General features: G+C 71.2%; 17 protein-coding genes and 1 pseudogene. 10 read left to right on the top strand and 8 right to left on the bottom strand.

The window, feature by feature from the left end; all coding sequences use genetic code 11:
* Nucleotides 1–106: 106 nt before the first annotated feature.
* From ACFVS9_RS32700 to ACFVS9_RS32675, 6 genes are all read right to left on the bottom strand, one after another.
* Complete coding sequence (locus ACFVS9_RS32700) at nucleotides 107–535, bottom strand: acetyltransferase (RefSeq protein ID WP_389938390.1); 429 nt, start codon at nucleotides 533–535, stop codon at nucleotides 107–109.
* Between the two features lie 1,207 nt (nucleotides 536–1,742).
* Nucleotides 1,743–2,375 (bottom strand): CoA transferase subunit B, encoded by a 633-nt coding sequence (locus ACFVS9_RS32695; RefSeq protein WP_383116546.1) that lies wholly within the window; start codon nucleotides 2,373–2,375, stop codon nucleotides 1,743–1,745.
* Nucleotides 2,372–3,124, bottom strand: coding sequence for a CoA transferase subunit A (locus ACFVS9_RS32690; protein WP_383116545.1), 753 nt, complete (start codon nucleotides 3,122–3,124; stop codon nucleotides 2,372–2,374). The genes ACFVS9_RS32695 and ACFVS9_RS32690 overlap by 4 nt, the downstream gene beginning before the upstream one ends.
* Nucleotides 3,124–4,329 carry a fumarylacetoacetase gene (fahA, locus tag ACFVS9_RS32685; RefSeq protein WP_383116544.1) on the bottom strand — a complete coding sequence of 402 codons (1,206 nt, stop codon included), beginning with the start codon at nucleotides 4,327–4,329 and terminating at the stop codon, nucleotides 3,124–3,126. The genes ACFVS9_RS32690 and fahA overlap by 1 nt, the downstream gene beginning before the upstream one ends.
* Entirely contained in the window at nucleotides 4,326–5,204 is an 879-nt protein-coding gene (locus ACFVS9_RS32680) for a hypothetical protein (RefSeq protein ID WP_389938386.1), read from the bottom strand. The genes fahA and ACFVS9_RS32680 overlap by 4 nt, the downstream gene beginning before the upstream one ends.
* 5 nt (nucleotides 5,205–5,209) lie before the next feature.
* Nucleotides 5,210–6,412, bottom strand: coding sequence for a homogentisate 1,2-dioxygenase (locus ACFVS9_RS32675; RefSeq protein WP_389938383.1), 1,203 nt, complete (start codon nucleotides 6,410–6,412; stop codon nucleotides 5,210–5,212).
* A 440-nt stretch (nucleotides 6,413–6,852) separates the two neighbouring features.
* Between ACFVS9_RS32675 and ACFVS9_RS32670 the strand changes: the two genes are divergently transcribed.
* Nucleotides 6,853–7,524 (top strand): IclR family transcriptional regulator, encoded by a 672-nt coding sequence (locus tag ACFVS9_RS32670; protein ID WP_389938381.1) that lies wholly within the window; start codon nucleotides 6,853–6,855, stop codon nucleotides 7,522–7,524.
* A 197-nt stretch (nucleotides 7,525–7,721) separates the two neighbouring features.
* Here the strand turns inward: ACFVS9_RS32670 and ACFVS9_RS32665 are convergent, their stop codons facing one another.
* The gene (locus tag ACFVS9_RS32665) at nucleotides 7,722–8,384 is read right to left on the bottom strand and encodes an IclR family transcriptional regulator (protein ID WP_383116540.1); all 663 of its coding nucleotides are present in this window, start codon (nucleotides 8,382–8,384) and stop codon (nucleotides 7,722–7,724) included.
* 202 nt (nucleotides 8,385–8,586) lie between these two features.
* On the opposite strand from ACFVS9_RS32665, the gene ACFVS9_RS32660 reads away from it, so the two are divergent.
* The 8 genes and pseudogenes from ACFVS9_RS32660 (at nucleotide 8,587) to ACFVS9_RS32625 (ending at nucleotide 16,188) form a co-directional block, all read left to right on the top strand.
* Nucleotides 8,587–9,042 carry a nuclear transport factor 2 family protein gene (locus ACFVS9_RS32660; RefSeq protein ID WP_383116539.1) on the top strand — a complete coding sequence of 152 codons (456 nt, stop codon included), beginning with the start codon at nucleotides 8,587–8,589 and terminating at the stop codon, nucleotides 9,040–9,042.
* A 251-nt stretch (nucleotides 9,043–9,293) separates the two neighbouring features.
* On the top strand, nucleotides 9,294–10,637 hold the full coding sequence (locus ACFVS9_RS32655; protein ID WP_389938376.1) for an MFS transporter: 1,344 nt from the start codon (nucleotides 9,294–9,296) through the stop codon (nucleotides 10,635–10,637).
* Nucleotides 10,634–11,449: an SDR family NAD(P)-dependent oxidoreductase gene (locus tag ACFVS9_RS32650; RefSeq protein WP_389938373.1), complete on the top strand. Its 816-nt coding sequence runs from the start codon at nucleotides 10,634–10,636 to the stop codon at nucleotides 11,447–11,449. The genes ACFVS9_RS32655 and ACFVS9_RS32650 overlap by 4 nt, the downstream gene beginning before the upstream one ends.
* Before the next feature lie 187 nt (nucleotides 11,450–11,636).
* On the top strand, nucleotides 11,637–12,473 hold the full coding sequence (locus ACFVS9_RS32645; RefSeq protein ID WP_383116536.1) for an SDR family NAD(P)-dependent oxidoreductase: 837 nt from the start codon (nucleotides 11,637–11,639) through the stop codon (nucleotides 12,471–12,473).
* The gene (locus ACFVS9_RS32640; RefSeq protein WP_389938370.1) at nucleotides 12,466–13,932 is read left to right on the top strand and encodes an FAD-dependent oxidoreductase; all 1,467 of its coding nucleotides are present in this window, start codon (nucleotides 12,466–12,468) and stop codon (nucleotides 13,930–13,932) included. Before ACFVS9_RS32645 ends, ACFVS9_RS32640 begins: the two co-directional genes overlap by 8 nt.
* Nucleotides 13,929–14,435 (top strand): nuclear transport factor 2 family protein, encoded by a 507-nt coding sequence (locus tag ACFVS9_RS32635; RefSeq protein ID WP_389938367.1) that lies wholly within the window; start codon nucleotides 13,929–13,931, stop codon nucleotides 14,433–14,435. The genes ACFVS9_RS32640 and ACFVS9_RS32635 overlap by 4 nt, the downstream gene beginning before the upstream one ends.
* A gap of 540 nt (nucleotides 14,436–14,975) precedes the next feature.
* A pseudogene (locus tag ACFVS9_RS32630) lies at nucleotides 14,976–15,775 on the top strand (transposase family protein).
* Between the two features lie 74 nt (nucleotides 15,776–15,849).
* Nucleotides 15,850–16,188, top strand: coding sequence for an inner-membrane translocator (locus ACFVS9_RS32625; protein WP_389938364.1), 339 nt, complete (start codon nucleotides 15,850–15,852; stop codon nucleotides 16,186–16,188).
* A 960-nt stretch (nucleotides 16,189–17,148) separates the two neighbouring features.
* On the opposite strand, the gene ACFVS9_RS32620 is transcribed toward ACFVS9_RS32625, so the two are convergent.
* The gene (locus ACFVS9_RS32620) at nucleotides 17,149–17,643 is read right to left on the bottom strand and encodes a GNAT family N-acetyltransferase (RefSeq protein ID WP_389938361.1); all 495 of its coding nucleotides are present in this window, start codon (nucleotides 17,641–17,643) and stop codon (nucleotides 17,149–17,151) included.
* Between the two features lie 43 nt (nucleotides 17,644–17,686).
* Between ACFVS9_RS32620 and ACFVS9_RS32615 the strand changes: the two genes are divergently transcribed.
* Nucleotides 17,687–18,265, top strand: a complete 579-nt coding sequence (locus ACFVS9_RS32615; RefSeq protein ID WP_383116531.1) for a TetR/AcrR family transcriptional regulator — start codon at nucleotides 17,687–17,689, stop codon at nucleotides 18,263–18,265.
* The last annotated feature ends 139 nt before the right edge of the window (nucleotides 18,266–18,404 follow it).

Here is an 18,404-nt window from a genome sequence, read left to right as displayed (position 1 = left end):
TGGGGGGGGTTGTTGGGGTGGGGTGGGGGGGCGTTCGCGGGGGGGGGACCGGTGTGCCCCCCCTCTTTTCTAGGGGGTGGGGCCCCCCAACCCTGGTCCGGCTGTATCAGCCGCAGTGCTCCCAGCCGCTCTTCCACACGACATCCTGGACGCCGCCGCCCCACTTGATGCACGTGTTGGGCGCTGACACGTACACCGGTCCCGCGTATCTGGTGTATCCGCCGTTGTCGCTGATCTCACTGCCGCCGGACTTCTGGATGGAAGACCCCATCCACATCGCTCCACCGGTGTAGGAGTCCAAGATCGTGGTGACGCAGTTGTAGCCGTTGCTGCTGTTGTAGGTCAGGTAGATGACCGCGGGACCCAGATCCTTGGAGTCGATGACCGAGTAACCGGAGCCGCACACGGCGCTGGGGGAGGCTGCCGCAGCACTGGCCGGGCCGGCGGTCGCCAGGATTCCGGCCGCAGCCACAGCAGTCACGACGGCGGCGGACCGCAGCATGTTGGAACGGAGCACGATGTCTTCTCTCTTCACTGAGGTGGATCTTGCGTGAAGATCATTTAAATCCCCGGTCGATCACGTCAAGGGTGTAACGCCGTTGATGGCGCGATTCTGACCTCGCACCGTGCGGCCGGAACGTTCCCCCTGACAACGGTCCGCTCACTCCGGTAGCTCACGGAGTGTGGTTTCTGTGGAGGGTGGAGACCTCTTGCCGAGAGGGCTGTGGGGGAGTGTGCGACACGGTCGGCGCGACGGAAGAGACGATCGGGGCCGTTGAATCGCACCTCCGTGTCACGCTGTCCGACCGACTCGGGTGCCGGTGGCGCGGTTGCCGCACCCTGGCCGGACCGGACGACCTGCACGGCGTCACCGCGACGGTCCGTTACCTGGGTGGGACGTGAACACTCCGGCGAGAGGCAGTGCTTCCGCCCGCGTACCCGAGAGGTCGATGACGGCCGGTATGGCGTACGTACCAGCCCTCGGAGCGATGTGCTGGTACCGCCGCAGGCAACCTGTGCCTCCTGGTGAGGTGACGCGCCCTTTGGGTCCAGTCCTGCTCGGCGCGCGGCCGTCACGCTGCCAGGGTGGCTGAACGAGGTTTGATCACCGCGCTCGCCGGCGTTTCCTCGTCCCTTCAGGCCGTTGCGCCGCTTTTCCGGACGTGCGGCCGATGCGCAGGGTGGTGTCGGCCTGGGCGCGCGCGGCGCTGCGCGGGGAATCCGGCCGTATCCAGGCCGAGATGGCGGTGGCCGAGGGGGAGTGGCCGAAGGGGACGATCGCCCGCCGGGCTCCATGAGCCCGGAGGTGAGGCGGTCAACCGCCAGGCCGGCGGTGAGGCGGTCGACCGCGAGCGTGTCGCCAGGATCATGCGGGCGTCCGGGATCGAAGGGACCCGGTTGCGCCGCCGACTCCGGCCACGAGGCCGTCGGCGCGACGCCCCGCGGTCTCCTGTGTCGGGCCAGGGCCGCGCCCCCCGCCGTGCAGGTTGTGGCTCGTGCCCCGCAGTCCCCGCGGTGCAGGTTGTGGCTCGTGCCCCGCGGCCCCCGCCGTACAGCTTGCGACTCGTGCCCCCGCCCCGCCATTACAGGTTGCGGCCGACGTCCCCGCCGTACGGGCCTGGCCCCGCGCCCCGCCGCACGGCTCGCGGCCCGCGCCCCGCCGTACAGGCCTGGCCCGCGCCCCGCCGTACAGGCCGACGTCTCAACGCCCGGCTCGGGCCTGTCCGGTCGTGCGGGTTCCGCTAGCCGCAGCTGATCTCCGGCTCGGTCCTGGCCCTGACGTCCCCGACGGAGACGTCAGGTGCCAGTTCGACCAGGCGCAGGCCCTCGGTGGTGACGTCCAGGACGCACAGGTCGGTGATGATCCGCTGCACGGCCCTCTTTCCGGTGAGGGGCAGGGAGCACTCCTCGACGATCTTGAAGCTCCCGTCGCGCGCGACGTGCTCCATCAGGACGATGACTCGCCTGGCACCGTGCACCAGGTCCATCGCCCCGCCCATGCCCTTGACCATCTTTCCGGGGATCATCCAGTTCGCGATGTCCCCCGTCGCCGACACCTGCATGGCTCCCAGGATCGCTGCGTCGATCTTGCCGCCCCGGATCATGCCGAAGCTGGTCGCGGAGTCGAAGAACGAGGCGCCGGCGCGGACGGTGACGGTCTCCTTGCCGGCGTTGATCAGGTCGGGATCGACCTCGTCCTCCGCCGGGTAGGGGCCCGTGCCGAGGATGCCGTTCTCGGACTGGAGCACCAGCTCCACGTCCGCCGGGATGTGGTTGGGCACCAGCGTGGGCAGGCCGATGCCGAGGTTGACGTAGTCACCGTCGGACAGTTCCGCGGCGGCACGGGCCGCCATCTGCTCGCGGGTCCAGCTCATCGCACCGTCCTCTTCTCGATCCGCTTGTCGGCGGCCTGTTCGGGCGACAGCGCGACGACACGGTGTACGTAGACGCCCGGCAGGTGCACGTGGTCGGGGTCGAGTTCGCCGGGCTCGACGAGTTCCTCGACCTCCGCGACGCAGATCCGGCCCGCCATGGCGGCCAGGGGGTTGAAATTGCGGGCGGCCCTGTCGAAGACCAGGTTGCCGTGCCGGTCCCCGCGGGCGGCCCGCACCAGTGCGGCGTCCGCCACGACGGCGTGCTCCAGCACATAGGTGCCGCCGTCGAACTCCTGGGTCTGCTTGACCGGTGAGGCGATCTCGACGCCACCCGCGCTGTCGTACTTCCAGGGCAGGCCGCCTTCGGCCACCTGCGTACCGACACCGGTGGCGGTGAAGAACGCGGGAATGCCGGAGCCGCCGGCCCGCAGCCGTTCGGCCAGCGTTCCCTGGGGCGTGAGCTCGACCTCCAGTTCACCGGCGAGATACTGCCGGGCGAACTCCTTGTTCTCCCCCACGTAGGAGGCGACGATACGGCGGATACGGCCTGCGGCGAGCAGGAGGCCGAGCCCCCAGTCGTCGACACCGGCGTTGTTGGAGACGACCTGGAGCCGGTCGGCGCCCGACCGGAGAACGGCGTCGATCAGCACGGAGGGAATGCCGCACAGGCCGAAGCCGCCCACTGCCAACGTCGCTCCGGAACCGATGTCCTCGACCGCCTCGGCGGCGGAGGGAACCACCTTGTCCATCAGACCTCCCCGCCGTGTCGCGCGGCGACGACGCGCCCACGCGCCTCACCGAAGCCGATGCGCGTGCCGCCCGCTCCGGGAGCCGTGGCGCGCAGCACCACCTCGTCACCGTCTTCCAGGAACGTCCGCTGCTCCCCGGCGACCGTCACCGGCTCCGCCCCGCCCCAGGTCAGCTCGATGAAGGCACCGCGCTGATCCTTGTCCGGCCCCGAGACGGTGCCCGAGGCGAACAGGTCGCCGGTGCGGGTGGGCGCTCCGTTGACCGTGAGATGGGCCAGCATCTGCGCCGGCGACCAGTACATGGCGGCGTACGGCGGCCGGGAGACCACCTGGCCGTTCCACTCGACCTCCAGGCCGATGTCCAGGCCCCAGGGCTCGTCGAGCGCGAGGTAGGGGAGGACCTCCGGTTCCTGGACCGGGGTGCGCACCTTGGCCTCCCGCAGGGCCAGCAGCGGAACCACCCAGGGGGAGACGGTCGAGGCGAACGACTTGCCCAGGTTGGGTCCGAGCGGCACGTACTCCCAGGCCTGGATGTCCCGGGCCGACCAGTCGTTGAAGAGGACCACGCCGAAGAGGTGCTTCTCCGCCCGCCCGGCCGCGACGGGCTCACCGAGCGCGCTGCCGGTGCCCACCACGAAGCCGAGTTCGGCCTCGATGTCGAGGCGTACCGACGGTCCGAAGACCGGTGCCGGGTCGTCCGGGCCCTTGCGCTGTCCGGCGGGGCGGATGATGTCGGTCCCGGAGACGACGACCGAGGCGGACCGGCCGTGGTAGCCGACCGGGAGGTGCTTCCAGTTCGGCATGAGCGGCTCGGGGTTGTCCGGGCGGAACAGCCGTCCGAGGTTGGCGGCGTGGTGCTCCGACGCGTAGAAGTCGACGTAGTCGGCCACGTCGAACGGCAGATGAAGGGTCACGTCGGCGACGGGGTGCAGCGCTTCCCGGGGTACGTCCTCCATCAGCGCGGCGGTGACGGCGGATCGCACCTGGACCCAGCGGTCGTAGCCCTGGGCCATGAACGGATTGAGCGTCGGGCCCGCGAACACGTCGTCGCCCAGGAGTGTCGCGAGGTCGACGACGTGCTCGCCGTAACGGGTGCCGACGCGGGGATCGCGGCCGGGCAGCGAGTACACCCCGTACGGCAGGTTGTGGATACCGAACAGGTCGTCCCGGGGCACGTCGAGGCGGACGGTGGCGGATGCGGTCACAGGAGATCCTTGGTCAGGTCCGGGCCGAGCAGGTCGAGAGCCGCGAGCTCACCGACCGGCTCGGCGAGAGAACAGGTACCGAAAGAGCGGAAGGCCTTCCGGACTTCCGGCGACAGGGCGCGGACGAGCCCGGCGACCGTGGCGGCGTCGCGTTCCGCCAGGACCGCGGCGATCTCCCTTTCGCCGGCGCCGTCGAGCGCGGCGCCGGTGGCCGCGAGCAGGTTGAGGTGACCGTGCTGATCGAACAGGGTCCGCGGATCGGTGTTGCGCACCGCGTGGTGCAGCCCCGCCGTCGCCTTGAACGGGACCCCGGCGCCCACCGCGAGGTGTACGGCGCGCGCGAGTTCCCGCTCGTCGGGATACAGCTCGGCCCGCGTCCCGCCGGTGCGGAACTTCGCCAGGTACGGGGAGTCCGCCAGCGAGGCGATCAGCTCGGCCCGGCGTTCGTCGCGCGGCACCTCCACGAACACGGTCACCCGGGTGCCGTCGTCCGTGTTCGACAGGGCGGCGGACAGCCGGGGCACGATCTCCGCGGCCGGTATGCCGTCGGGAACGGCGACCTCGAGGAACCGCAGCCGAGCTGCCCGCAGCGCGCCGACCGACGCCCGTGCGTGCGCCGCGTCCTCGGGTGAGGGCACCGTGACCGAGAGCTCCACGGACCCCGCGTCGTATCCCGCCGTCAGCTCCGCCAGCTCGGCCAGCCGTCCCTGCGGAACCACGAGAGGCCCTACGAGCGGCGCGTGGGCGGCGGCGACGTGCCCCAGGTGCGCGGGCACCGCCTCGGCCAGCGGCATCTCGCCGGGCGGGAACACCGCGGCGTCGTCGCAGAACGAGGCGAACAGCTCCGGTGGGACCCTTCCGGCGCCGGGAGGCATGCCCGTCACCTGCCCGTCCCCTTGCCGCCCTTGGCCCAGGAGTAGGCGTAGACGCCGTCGTCGCAGTCCCGTGCCGCCGCACCGAGTTCCAGCGGCCGGAAGGTGTCCACCATGACCGCCAGCTCGTCGAAGAACTCCGCTCCGACGGAACGCTCGTAGGCGCCGGGCTGCGGTCCGTGCGGGTGGCCGCCGGGGTGCAGACTGATCGAGCCCTGCCCGATCCCGGACCCCTTGCGGGCCTCGTAGTCACCGCCGCAGTAGAACATCACCTCGTCCGAGTCCACGTTGGAGTGGTAGTACGGGACCGGGATGGCGAGGGGGTGGTAGTCGACCTTGCGCGGCACGAAGTTGCAGATGACGAAGTTGTCGCCCTCGAACACCTGGTGGGCCGGCGGCGGCTGGTGGACCCGGCCCGTGAGGGGCTCGAAGTCGCGGATGCTGAAGACGTACGGGTAGAGGCATCCGTCCCAGCCGACGACGTCGAAGGGATGGTGCGGCAGCGTGTGCACCGTGCCCGCGATTCCCCCCGGGCCGTTGCCCCGGTGCTTGATGTACACCTCGACGTCCTGCTCCGCCACGACCCTGGGGTTCTCGGGGCCGCGGAGGTCCCTCTCGCAGAACGGGGCGTGCTCCAGGAACTGCCCGTAACGGGAGAGATAGCGCTTGGCGGGGGTGATGTGGGAGTTGGCCTCGATGGCGTACAGCCGGACCGTGCCGTCCGGGACGATCCGGTACGTCGTCGCGCGGGGGATGACGACGTAGTCGCCGTCGCTCACCGGCAGATCTCCGAAGACGGTCTCGACCCGAGCCGCACCGGCCTCGACGTAGAGGCATTCGTCACCGATCGCGTTGCGGTAGTACGGGCCGGCCGTACCGGCGACGACGTAGGAGAGCCGCACGTCCCCGTTGCCCAGCAGCAGCCTCCGGCCGGTCACCGCGTCGGCCTCCGGAGCGTCCTCGCCGAAGAGGCCGTGCGTGGAGAGGTGACGTGGTGTCAGCGGATGGTTCGGGACGAGCGACTGGTCCGGCAGCTCCCAGCTCCGGTACGCCGTGATCGCGGACGGGATGTTCACGTGGTAGAGCAGCGAGGAGTCGGACGAGAAGCCCTCCTCTCCCATCAGCTCCTCGAAGTACAGCGACCCGTCGGGTGCGCGGTGCTGAGTGTGGCGCTTGGGCGGGACGCTTCCCGCCACGCGGTAGTACGGCATGTCTGTCCCTCCTGTCGGCGGTTCGCCCTGTGGCGGTGGACACCCGGAGCGGCGGACGCCGGCGGCACCGGGGCAGGTGCGGTGCGGGGAAGGGCCGCGAGCCGCGCCGGGTGGTGCGCGCAGGCCGTGCGGCCTGAGGCCATGCCCGGCGACGTCGTGCTGGAGATGTCGCCACCCTTCCGAGTGTGCGCCTGGCGCACACTTTTGTGCGCTGTCCGCAACCTGGATGCAACATAGTTCGCGTCCCGAGTGCGGTCAAGAGCTGCTGTGCCGCTGACCGGCCGAGTCGGGAGCCCCGTACGCGCGGCCGTGGCGGCGGCGAACGCGGGGAGCCGTCGGCAGGCCGGGCGGTGGGGGTGACTACCCTTCGGGTGGCCGCACTCCACACCCGGAGCCGCGGCGCGCTACGACCCGCGGAGCCAACACAGGAGGAAGCCCACGTGGCCACCTTGCAGAGCCTGGACCGTGGCCTGCGTGCCCTCAGCCTCGTCTCCCTCGCCCCCGAGGGCCTCACGGTCGCCGAGATCGCGACACAGCTCGGCACCGACCGGGCGACCGCGTACCGCGTCGTCGACACGCTCGAGCAGCACGCGCTGGTGGCCCGGGGCGTGGGGAAGAAGATCCGGCTCGGGGCCGGCGCGGTCGTCTTCGCGAGCCGCTTCCAGCCCCAGCTGATTCGCGCGGCCGGACCGGTCCTCCAGGAACTCGCCGACGTCGCAGGGGTGGCCGCGTTCCTCTCCCTGGCCCAGGGGGACGACGCATGCGTCCCCGTGCTGTCCGCGGAACCCGCCCGGCAGACGATCTTCCAGGTCAGCTACCGCATCGGGGCCGGCCACCCGTTGGACCGGGGAGCCAACGGCATCGCCATCCTGGCGCTCCAGCCCGCGGCGGAGAACGACTCCGAGGCTGTCGGACGAGCACGGGAGGCCGGGTACAGCGTCACCGCCGGGGAGCTTCAGCACGGAGCCGTCGGGGTGGCCGCGGGCTTCGAGGTGCCGCACCTGCTCGGCGCGTCCGTCGGCACGGTCGCCATGGGGGAGGTCGACGTCGATCGTCTCGGCGCGCTGGTGAGGGAGGCGGCCGCCCGGCTCGCCCGGCTCAGCCGCGCCTGACCCCCGCCCCACCCGCGCACCGCGAACGCCGCTCCCCGGAACCGGCGTTCGCGGCCTTCACGGGCGGCGCCCCGTCGGCAGGCCCGCGGGCGGGCGCCGGACGCGCCGCTGCCGCGGCCGCCGCCCCGGATGTCCGACGGGGCGGTGCCGCGGACGTCGCGCGGGACGGCACCCGCCGGCGCGACCGGCCGTGACCGTCAGCCGAGCAGCCCGCCCAGGCTCCTCGCGGCACGGGCCACCATGGTGCCGAGCTGGTCGAGGTCGGTGTACTCGAAGACCGAGACACCGATGCTGGCCGCCGCCGTCCCGTTGCCCGAAGGAACGGCGGCGGAGACGCCGGTCACGGCGGGGATGACCTCGCCCGTGGTGACCGCGTACCCCTTGGCGCGGGCCTCGGTGACCTCCGCGCGCTCACCCTCCCGGTACGGGCCGTGGGCGAGTACGGCGACGCCGCCGGAACCCTGCTCGATGGAATGGGTCTGACCGGGCCGGAAGGACACGTGGACCAGGGCGCCGCGCGGCTCCACCACCATGAGGGCGCGCATCTGGGTGACGCCCTCCTGGACCAGCAGGTGCGCGGTGGCCCCGGTGCTCTCGGCCAGCTCGTCCAGGACCGGACGGGCCAGCGCGCGCAGATCCTGCTGCACGGGCTCGGCCAGCGACACCAGGCCCGTGCCCAGGACGATCCGGCGCTGATGGTCGCGGCGGCACAGCTGATGTGCCTCCAGGGTCCGCACCAGGCGGTGCGCGACCGTGCGGTGCACCGAGATGGCGTCCGCCAGCTCGCTGACGGTCAAGCCCTGCTGCTGCTCCGAGAGGACTCTGAGCAGCAGCAGTCCGTGGTGCAGCGTCTTGGACATACCCGCATCGAGTTCGGGGACCGACCTGGTCGGCGGAGGTGAAGTCACGAATTCATCCCTTGACGGGTTTCAGCCAGCTACCTATGCTCCCATTATTCGCACAGGTGGTGCGAATATCGCACACCGCCTTGATGTCTCGCAAGCTCTCCTCTCCAGCGGCGGACGACTGCCGGAGCAGGACACGAGCCGAACGGATCTCCGTATGAACCGCAACGCGCCCGCGCCTTCAGCCAGCGCCCAACTGGCCGAAATCCACCAGCTGTACCACTTCCAGAGCCACCTCATCGACGGTGGCCGCGCCGCGGAATGGGCAGCGACCTTCACCGCGGACGGCAGCTTCACCTCACCCTCCTATCCCGCCCCGGTGACCGGCACCGCCGCACTGACCGCGTTCGCGCAACGGTTCGCCGCCGACTGCGCCGCGGACGACGTGGTGCGCCGGCACGTGGTCAGCAATGTGGCACTGACCGGCGACGACGGAGCCGGAACCTTGCGGGTGGCGGCATATCTCCAGATCGTCGCGACACCCGGCGGCGGCACACCGCACACCGAACGGTTCACCACACTCACCGACCGGGTCGTCCACGACGGCGCCGGCTGGCGGATCGCCGCCCGCGTCGTACGCCGCGACGACACCCCCGCCGCCCCCCAGGCCTGACGCACCGGGCCGGGCCCGCACACAGCACGACACTCCCACGGCGACGTCCGGCCGGGTCGACGCCTGCCGGCCCCACGGCCCCGGAGCGTCGGTGAGAAGCCCGGGCGACGACCGGCACCCCCTCCCGCCGAGAGCACCGGCACCCGTCCCGACCCGCACTGCCTCGGACATGTGACAGCGACCGCGCCCCAGCGGCCGCCCATGCCGTTCAGTGCTCCACCCAAGCTTTCGCGCGTTCTAAGGACCGACCCATGGCAGACCTGGCACCCGAACCGACGCAGACGAACCGACCAGGAGAGGCATCGCCCGAGACCGCCGCGAACCCGGCCTCCACACTGAAAGTCATCCGAGCGGCCATCCTCGGAACCGTCGTCGAGTACTACGACTTCGGCATCTACGGCTACATGGCCACCCTTCTCGCCGCGCACTTCTTCGTCGAGAGCGACCCGAACTCGGCACTGCTCTCCACCTTCGCCGCGTTCGCGGTCGCCTTCTTCCTCCGGGCACCCGGAGGCATCCTCTTCGGTCACATGGGCGACAAGTACGGCCGCAAGAAGGCCCTCACCTGGACCATCCTGCTGATGGCCGTCGCCACCACCGGCATCGGGCTGATCCCCTCGTACGCCACGCTCGGCATCTGGGCAACCTGCCTCCTGGTGCTGTGCCGCTGCCTCCAGGGCTTCGCGGCCGGCGGCGAACTCGGCGGCGCGAACGCCTTCGTGTCCGAACACGCCCCGGCCCACCGCCGGGCGTTCCAGACCTCGTTCGTCAACACCGGCACCTACCTCGGCTCGCTGGCCGCCTCGCTGGTCGCACTGGCGCTGACCTCGGCCGTCAGCGAGGACACCCTGCACGACTGGGCCTGGCGCATCCCCTTCCTCCTCAGCGCGGTGATCGGCCTGATCGGCCTCTACATCCGCAGGCAACTGCCCGAGACCGAGCAGTTCGAGGCCGTACAGGAGAGCGACTCCGTCGAGGTGGCGAAGTACCCCATCGCCGACGTGTTCACCCACGCCTGGCGCCAGATCGTGCTCGTCATCTTCCTCGGAGCGCTGATCGTCGGCGGCTACTACGTGGCCGGCGTGTACGCCGCCAGCTACCTCCAGACCGAGGGGGGACGCTCGGCCGACTTCGCGTTCACCTCCACGTGCATCGCCATGGTCGCCGCGGTGATCAGCCTGCCCATCGCCGGATACGTCGGCGACCGCATCGGCCGCCGACCCGTGTTCTTCTTCGGCAGCGGCGTCACCGCCGTCATCTCCCTCCCGGCCTTCATGGTGATGCGCGACGGCAGCCCGGTGGCCGCCGTCCTCGCCCAGTGCTCCTTGACCTTCTTCATCGGCCTGGTCAACGGCGTCTCGTTCGCCGCCTACGCCGAGATCTTCCGGGCGCGCTACCGCTACAGCGGCATCGCCATGAGCAACAACGTCACCAACATGGCCCTGGGAGGCACAGCGCCCTTCATCGCCACGCTCCTGATCAGCACCACCGACAACAACCTGGCGCCGGCGGGATACCTGATCGCCACCGCCCTCATGACCTTCATCGCCACCTTCTTCCTCAAGGAGACCCGCGGAACGGAGCTGCAACTGTGAACCGCACACAGACCGGCCGGCGTAGGTTCGAAGGCCGTGCCGTCCTGGTCACCGGCGCCGCCGGGGGACTGGGCCGTGCCGACTGCCTGGCACTGGCCTCCGAGGGCGCACACGTCTGGGCCGCCGACATCGACGTCCCCGCCGTCGAGGCGCTCGTCCCCGAACTCGCGGCGGTCGGCGGGTCGGGGCAAGCCGCCCACCTGGACGTCGCCGACGCCGCGTCCTGGAGTGCGCTGGCCGACGAGGTGGAGGCCGCCGGGCCGCTCCACGGCCTCGTCAACAACGCCGGCGTCAGCCTGCGCGCGGGCATCGCCGACACCACCGTCGAACAGTGGCGGCGCGTCATGGACATCAACCTCTCCAGCGTCTTCTACGGACTCAAGACGCTCACCCCCGCACTCACACGCGGGGCCGACGACGGCGGCGCCGCAGTCGTGAACGTCTCCTCCATCGCCGGAATGGTCGGCTACTTCTCCGCCACGTACGGCACCAGCAAATGGGGCGTCCGCGGGCTGTCGAAGGTCGGCGCGCTCGAACTCGCCGCGCACGGCATCCGCGTGAACTCGCTGCACCCGGGTCTCACCGCCACACCCCTGCTCCACCAGGCCCCCGACACCGCCTTCGTGGACGAGAGCGTGCGGTCGGTCCCGGCGGGCCGACTCGCCACTCCCGAGGAGATCGCGGGCGTCGTCACCTTCCTGCTGTCCGACGACGCCACCTACATCACGGGCGAGGAAGTCGTCGTCGACGGCGGACTGACGTCCGGAGGGCTCTACCACCGCATCCTCGCGGGCCTGGCCGAAAAGCCCTGAACCGCCCCACCGAGACCGGCCTCGGAACGACGCGCCGACGCACCCACGCGCCGACGACCGACGCACCGACGACCGACGTGCCGACGACCGACGCGCCACGGCCGACGCGCGTCGGCACCGGTCCGCAACCGACCACACCACACCCCCACCCCACCCCACCCCACCCACCCCACGTGAAGGACCTCCCATGACCGCCACCCAGGCACCCGACAGCAACCCCGGCCGCGTCAACCACGACGTCCTCCCCGCGATCAACCCCGAACTGGTCGGCCGCACCGTCGTCGTGACCGGCGCCGGCCGCGGCATGGGCGCGCTCTTCCTCGAGGAACTGGCACGCCGAGGCGTCAACGGCGTCGGCGGAGACCTCGACCAGGAGGAGATGTCCTCCGTCGCCGAGAAGATCAATGCCCGCCTCGCCGGCACCAGCGGCGCGGGCCGCGTGGTCGGCGTCGGCGCCGACGTCACCGACCCGGCCGCCGGCGACGAACTGGTGGCCACCGCCCTGCGCGAGTTCGGCCGCCTCGACCTCTGGGTCAACAACGCCGGCGTCTTCCCGCAGGCCGGGTTCACCGACATCACACCCCAGCAGCTCGCGCTCACCTACGGCGTCAACGTCAACGGCGTCGTGTACGGCGGACAGGCCGCCGCCCGCCACTTCCGCACCGTCGGGGGCGGCGCGATCGTCAACATGTCCTCGGTCGCCGCCGTCCGCGCACGGCCGACCCGTGCCACGTACAACTCCTCGAAGGCCGCCGTGCGGCACCTCACCACCTGCATGGCCGTCGAGCTCGGCCCCGACAACATCCGCGTCAACTCCATCGCCCCGGGCTACATCGACACCGAGATGACCCGCTGGATCCGCGAGGACCAGGCAGCGATGGACCGCGCCCTCACCACGGTCCCGCTGCGCCGGATCGGCGCGCCCATGGAGGTCTTCGCCGCCCTGTACTTCCTCCTCTCGGACAGCGCCCGGTACATCACCGGCATCAGCATCCCGGTGGACGGCGGTTCCCAGCATGTCTGAACCCCACGACACCGCATACGACTACGACGTCATCGTGGTCGGCGCAGGCGGCGCCGGCCTGGCGGCCTCCGTCTCGGCCGCCCAGGCGGGCGCACGCGTACTGCTGCTGGAGGCCGAGGACGAGATCGGCGGATCCACCCAGCTCTCCGCCGGGCTGCTGACCGCCTCGGCCACCAGCGTCCAGGACAGCCTCGGCATCGACGACTCGCCGCTCCGCATGTTCCAGCACTACATGGACCTGAACGGCTGGCGGGTCCGGCCCGGCCCCGTCAGGATGTTCTGCGAGGAGTCCAGCAGCACCGTCGAGTGGTTGCTCGAACTGGGCGTCGAGATACCCGCCCAGGTGTCACGCAGCGCCCACCAGCCGGGACTCACCCGGGCCGGCGTGGAGGACGTCTGGCGAGGCCACGTCCCCAAGGACCAGGGCTACGGACTGGTGCAGGTGCTCGACAAGGCCCGCGCACGACTCCACGTGGACCTGGCCCTCGGCAGCCGGGTGGAGGACCTGGTGGTACGGGACGGCGCCGTCCGCGGCGTCCTCCTGGACGGTGAGGAGGCGACCGCCCCGGCCGTCGTCATCGCCAGCGGCGGCCTCGCGGCCGACCCCGACCTGGTCCGCCGGTTCCTTCCCGACGCCGGGACCGCCGGGGACGCACTGTTCGTGGTCGCAGCGCCCGGCTCACGGGGCGACCACGTCGGTATCGCCGAGCGACACAACCTCGCACTGTTCGGCCAGGGCTGGGGCCTGCTCCTGGTGACCGCCGAATTCCAGCGGTACCACCACTGGCAGAGCGGATTCCCGCCCGCCTCCCGCATCCACGTCGGCCTCGACGGCCGGCGGTGCATGGACGAGGACGCCCCGTACGCCGTCAGCCCGGGCATCCTCAAGGACCACGGCGGCTGGGTCTGGTCCGTGTTCGACGACGACGCCCGCACGTCCCTGCCCTCCGGCTACGCAGACTGGGACGCCGACCGGATCCTGGAGGAGGCCGCCAAGGGCGTCGTCCTGCGCGCCGACACCCTCGCGGGACTCGCGGACCTGATGGACGTGCCCCCGGATCACCTGGCCGCGAGCGTGACCCGCTTCAACACCCTGTTCGCCGACGGCACCGACGAGGACTACCTGCGCCACGAATCCCTCGCCGCGAAGGGCGCCGACCCGCACCTCGCCCCGATAGCGAACGGACCGTTCTACGCGGTGCGGATGCTCCCCGCCGAACTGGTCTGCACCCACACCGGCCTCGAAGTCGACGCCCGGACCCGGGTGCTGGGCACCGACGGCCGGGCCCTGCCGGGGCTGTACGCGGCAGGCGAGGCAGCCGGCGGGATCCTCGGCGAGCGCTACGTGGGCGGCGGCAACTCCGTCGCCCACGCGCTGGTACTCGGCCGGGTCGCCGGCCGTGAAGCGGCCGCCCGTGCGGTCGCGTCCTCATCCCCGACCGAGAAGGCCCCCGCATGAGCCGCGCCGACGACCGTTTCGAGATCCAGGACGTCCTGTTCCGCTACGCCCGGGCGGTGGACCGACTGGACTACGACGCCATAGCGGCCTGCTACTTCGACGACGCGGTCGACGTCCACGGCGGGTACACGGGGGACGCCGCCGGGCTCGTCGAGGACATCCGCGCCCGGCACCGCACCATCGACTCCTCCCAGCACTTCATCTCCAACGTGCTGGTGGAGTTCACGGGCGAGCACAGTGCCGACGTCGAGTCGTACTGCCTCTGTTTCCTGCGGCAGGCCCCCGCCGAACCCGGCGGGGAGCAGGACCTGGCGGTCATCCGCTGCCGGTACGTCGACCGGTTCGAACGCCGCGGCGGTTCCTGGGGCATCGCCGACCGGGTCGTCGTGTTCGACGAGTCCCGCGTCATCCGCATGGCCGACGGCCTGGCTCCCGACTGGGTCGCATCGCGACGCGACGGATCCGACCCCGTGTACAGCTGGGGGCACCGCAGCCACGCGTAGGCCGTGAGCAACGGAGGCGAGCCCCCGTCGGGGCCGGCCGCGCGGCGGGATCGTGTGGCCGGCTTCCGTCGCGGGCCGTAGCGACGAAGAGCCACCGCGGCCGGCCGGCGAGGTGGTACGGGTCGGGCCCGTCAGATCCCACGGCCCCGAACAACCCACCTCCGAGGAGTGCGAGGAGGTCCGGGGCCCTGCCCGTGGTCGGACCGCACCCCGGCCCGGCTGACCTCTCGGCTCCGCGAAGGTTTCCTGGCATCAGCGCGGCATGACTCCGACGCTTCCCCACACCGCCCGAGCCACCGGCACCAATCACCTTCCGGACCCGGCCCGGAAGGCCGCCCTGCACGACTTCGGTCGGCACCCCCGGACGACCGCTCCGAGCGCGCCCGGCCGCAGAGGCGGGGCAACGTGGAAGTGCCGCTGAGCGTTTTCAACCTGCCTGGTGAGCATGGCTGTTACCGAGGCGGGCGGTGCGCGGACGCGAAGAAGCTCCTGGTGGACCGGTGGGTGTCGAGCCCGTGCCGTTCTGCCACGAGCATCCGTGTGCTTGTCCTCCCAGCCGGCGACGATCTGTTCACCGCGACCTTGTGCTTCCTCGCCACTGAACTGGCGGCCCGTCGCCGCGAACAGGGAACGCGACGGCGCCGCCTGCCGGCCGGACGACAAGCAGTGCTTGTGCTGGCCCGTCCGCGCCGCGGTCACACCCACGCCCAGCTCGCTGCGGGGTTCGGTACAGGCACCAGCACCGCCTACCGGTACGTTGTCGAGGCCATCGACGTGCTGGCCTCCTTCGCCCCGACGCTCACCGAGGCACTGAAGGCCGCCTCCACCGAGGCGTTCGTGACCCTGGACGCCACGGTACTGCCGATCGACCGGATCGCCGCCGACCGGCCCTTCCGCTCCGGGAAGTACAAGAGGCACGGCATGAACGTGCGGGTGATCGCCGACCCGCACGGTCGGTGCTGTGGGTATCTCCCGCACTGCCCGGAGCAATCCACGCCATCAAAGCCGCGCGAACCCACGGCGTCATCGACGTTTGGGAGGGAGCCGGGACGGAATGCTGGGCCGCCAAGGGCAACCGCGGTGCCGGCGGGACCGCGCGGGTCCTACTGGGGGCGAGGGGCGACGCCGTCCCCCGGCCAGCAGGCCGTCAGCCGCTCGCACGCGAAGATCCGTGCGCTCGCCGAGCAGGCCTGGCGATTCTCGGAACCCGGCGGCTCCTGCGCAGGCTGCGATGCTCCACCACCCGCCTCACCAGCCTTGTCCATGCCGCCCTCACTCTCCACCTGGCCTGCTCGGACGGAGTGCCTGCGAGAGAACGCCGGGACCGGACGGGCCCATGAAGAGTGGAGTACGGCTGGGTTGCGAGTTGACGACGGACCGTTCGGAAGGGTGCATTCCGGGTGATCGTCGAGCCATGCCCGAACTCGACGACGAGCAGCCCTCCGGCAGAGAGCGTGCCCTCACCGCAGGTTGTCTCCTGCTTCTCGTACTGGTGGTGGACGTGGCGGCCTCCCTGCTGGTCGTCATCATGCTCGCCGTCCGAGGGCTGGGCCGGATGGACGCCGGCTCCGGACAGACAACGACCGGCGTGCCGCCCGTGGACCGGGCACCGGTGCTGGGCTTCGGCGCCCTGGCCCTGGCGGTCGGCGTAACTGCCGTCGTGCTGCTGCGGTCAGGGCACCGGGTTATCGGGGCGGTGCAGCTGACGCTCTGCGTCTTCCTCGCACTCCACACGCTGGGGCCATGGCTCTGATCGTATGTACGGACAGCCATCGGGGGAGCCTTGGGACAGAGGCTCAGGCGGTGAGGTTGAAAAGCGCGTGCTGTAAGAAGGGGGGCCTTGAGGCCGACGACGCAGAATGCGCTGCCGTCCGGGCCGGAGAGGACGACGAAGCCCGGCTTCGTCGGGTATTCCCAGGGAACTCCGGCCGCGCCCAACGCGACCAGGCGCTCCACCTGCGGCCTGCTGCTCGGCCGCCTTGCCGAGCAGTGGGTTCCGCACGGATTAGCGGATGCGGCGTTGCTGGAGACTTGCTGCTGATCAGGCCGAGCCCTGGTCGGCTGCGTGGTCGCAATGCAACGTCCGCCACGTCTCCGGAGGCGGGGCACGGCGGAGTGTCGCGACGCTTCAACCAGGGCGGGCCCTCACGGCGGCCCCGCCCTGCATGGGCTCAACCTCGACTTCGGCAGATGGCTGAAGGAGAACGCCGACAGGTCGCCGTTCATCTCTGAACCGATCGCCCTGAACTGATCAGCTTGAACCGATCCGGCTTGAACCGATCCGGTCGAACTCAGCTGCCGAGGATGCTGTTGCGGGCGGGGTGGTAGGCGGCGGCGCTGGTTTCGATGATCCTGCCGTTGAGGGTGAGACATTCGCTGATGGCCGGTTGGACCAGTCCTGATGGGTGCGGGCGCTGCCGCTGTCCTGGCCGGTGCTGACGTTCTCGAGTACCGCGATGATGCTCCGGGGCGCGGCTCCGGGGCGGGGCTCTGGACGGCGGGGCTCCGGACGGCGGGTCCGAAGGTGCGGCGGATGATGACGCGGGGCCGCTGCGGCACGCGGTAGGCGACAAGGGGAGTCCAGGGCTCGCGGCCCGATCAGTGCCGCTGCCGGGCCCCAGTCGATCACGGCGACGACCGCCGGCCCACCCTGGGGCGGGGAGACCGCGAAGGTCGACCGGGCGGGATGACGCCCGTCCACTCGGAGCACGCGCTACAGGCGACGCGTCCAGGTCTCGTCGACCAGGCCGCTGCCGTAGTCGGTGTGCGGCGCGCAGGCGGCGAGCTCGAATCCGAGCTTTTCGTAGATGTGCCGGGCCGGGCCGAGCTTGTCGATGGTCCACAGGGTCATCACCTTGTAGCCGGCGTCCGTGGCGAAGCGCAGTGCCTCCCTGACCAGGAGGCTGCCCAGGCCCAGGCCGCGCGCCGCTGGATCGACGATCAGCAGCCGTAGCTTGGCGGTGCGCTCGTCGGCGCGCACACAGAAGACCGAGCCCGCCCGCACCCCGTCGACCTCGGCGATCCAGGCCGCCTGCGGCCCGCCGCCCTGCTCATCGTGGTGGTCGGCGACGACCCGGGCGACGAACGCCTCGAAGCCGGTGCCGAAGCCGAGCTCCGAGGCGTAGAGCTCACCGTGCTTCATGGCGACCCAGCCCAGGTCACCGGGCCGGGTCAGCGGCCGGATGGCCACCTCGCGTTCCGCTGTCATGATCCCGCCTTCACTGAAACGACTGTTTCAGTAGACTAGGCCGGTGACCCGATCCGAGGCAAACCCCTCTCCCCGCCGGCAGGAACTCCTGGAAGCCGCCTACGCGTACGCGCTGCGAAGCGGACTGGGCGAGCTGTCCCTGCGCCCGCTCGCCGAGGAGATCCACTCGAGCCCCCGCGTGCTGCTCTACCTGTTCGGCAGCAAAGACGGACTGATCCGCGCACTGCTGGCACGGGCCAGGGAGGAAGAACTGGAAGCCGTCCAGCAGGCCGGCAGCCTGCCGCAGGGCCAGGACGGGATAGCGCCGGTGGCGCGCGCGTTGTGGCGGTGGCTGTCCGACGACGCCCACCGCGCCCTGCTGAGGCTGTGGGTGGAGAGTTACAGCCGTTCCCTGAACGATCCTGACGGGCCATGGGCCGGCTTCGCCCAGGGCACGGTCGAGGACTGGCTGACGCTGCTCGCCCGCGGCCAGCCCCCCGCCGTCCGCGACACCCCAGCCGCCCACGCGCAGCGCACGCTGGTCCTCGCCGTCCTGCGTGGTGCACTGCTGGACCTGCTCGCCACCGGGGACACCGCGCGCACCACCGCGGCGCTCGACCTCCAACTCACCCTGCTGGAATGACGCGGGCGCGACGCGAGGAGCCGGTGGGCCCAACGGCGCGCGGTCCTCGCCCGGGCCGCCACGCGCCACGCGGCGGTCGCTCAGACAGGTGAGCCGGGTGAGGGCGGCGGGCGCGCCCGGCGGATGCCCGAGGCGCGCC

It is taken from the genome of Streptomyces sp. NPDC058008, assembly GCF_042886395.1.
GTDB lineage: Bacteria > Actinomycetota > Actinomycetes > Streptomycetales > Streptomycetaceae > Streptomyces.
The sequence above is the reverse complement of the archived record's forward strand: the minus strand, read 5'-3'. Positions and strand labels throughout refer to the sequence as shown.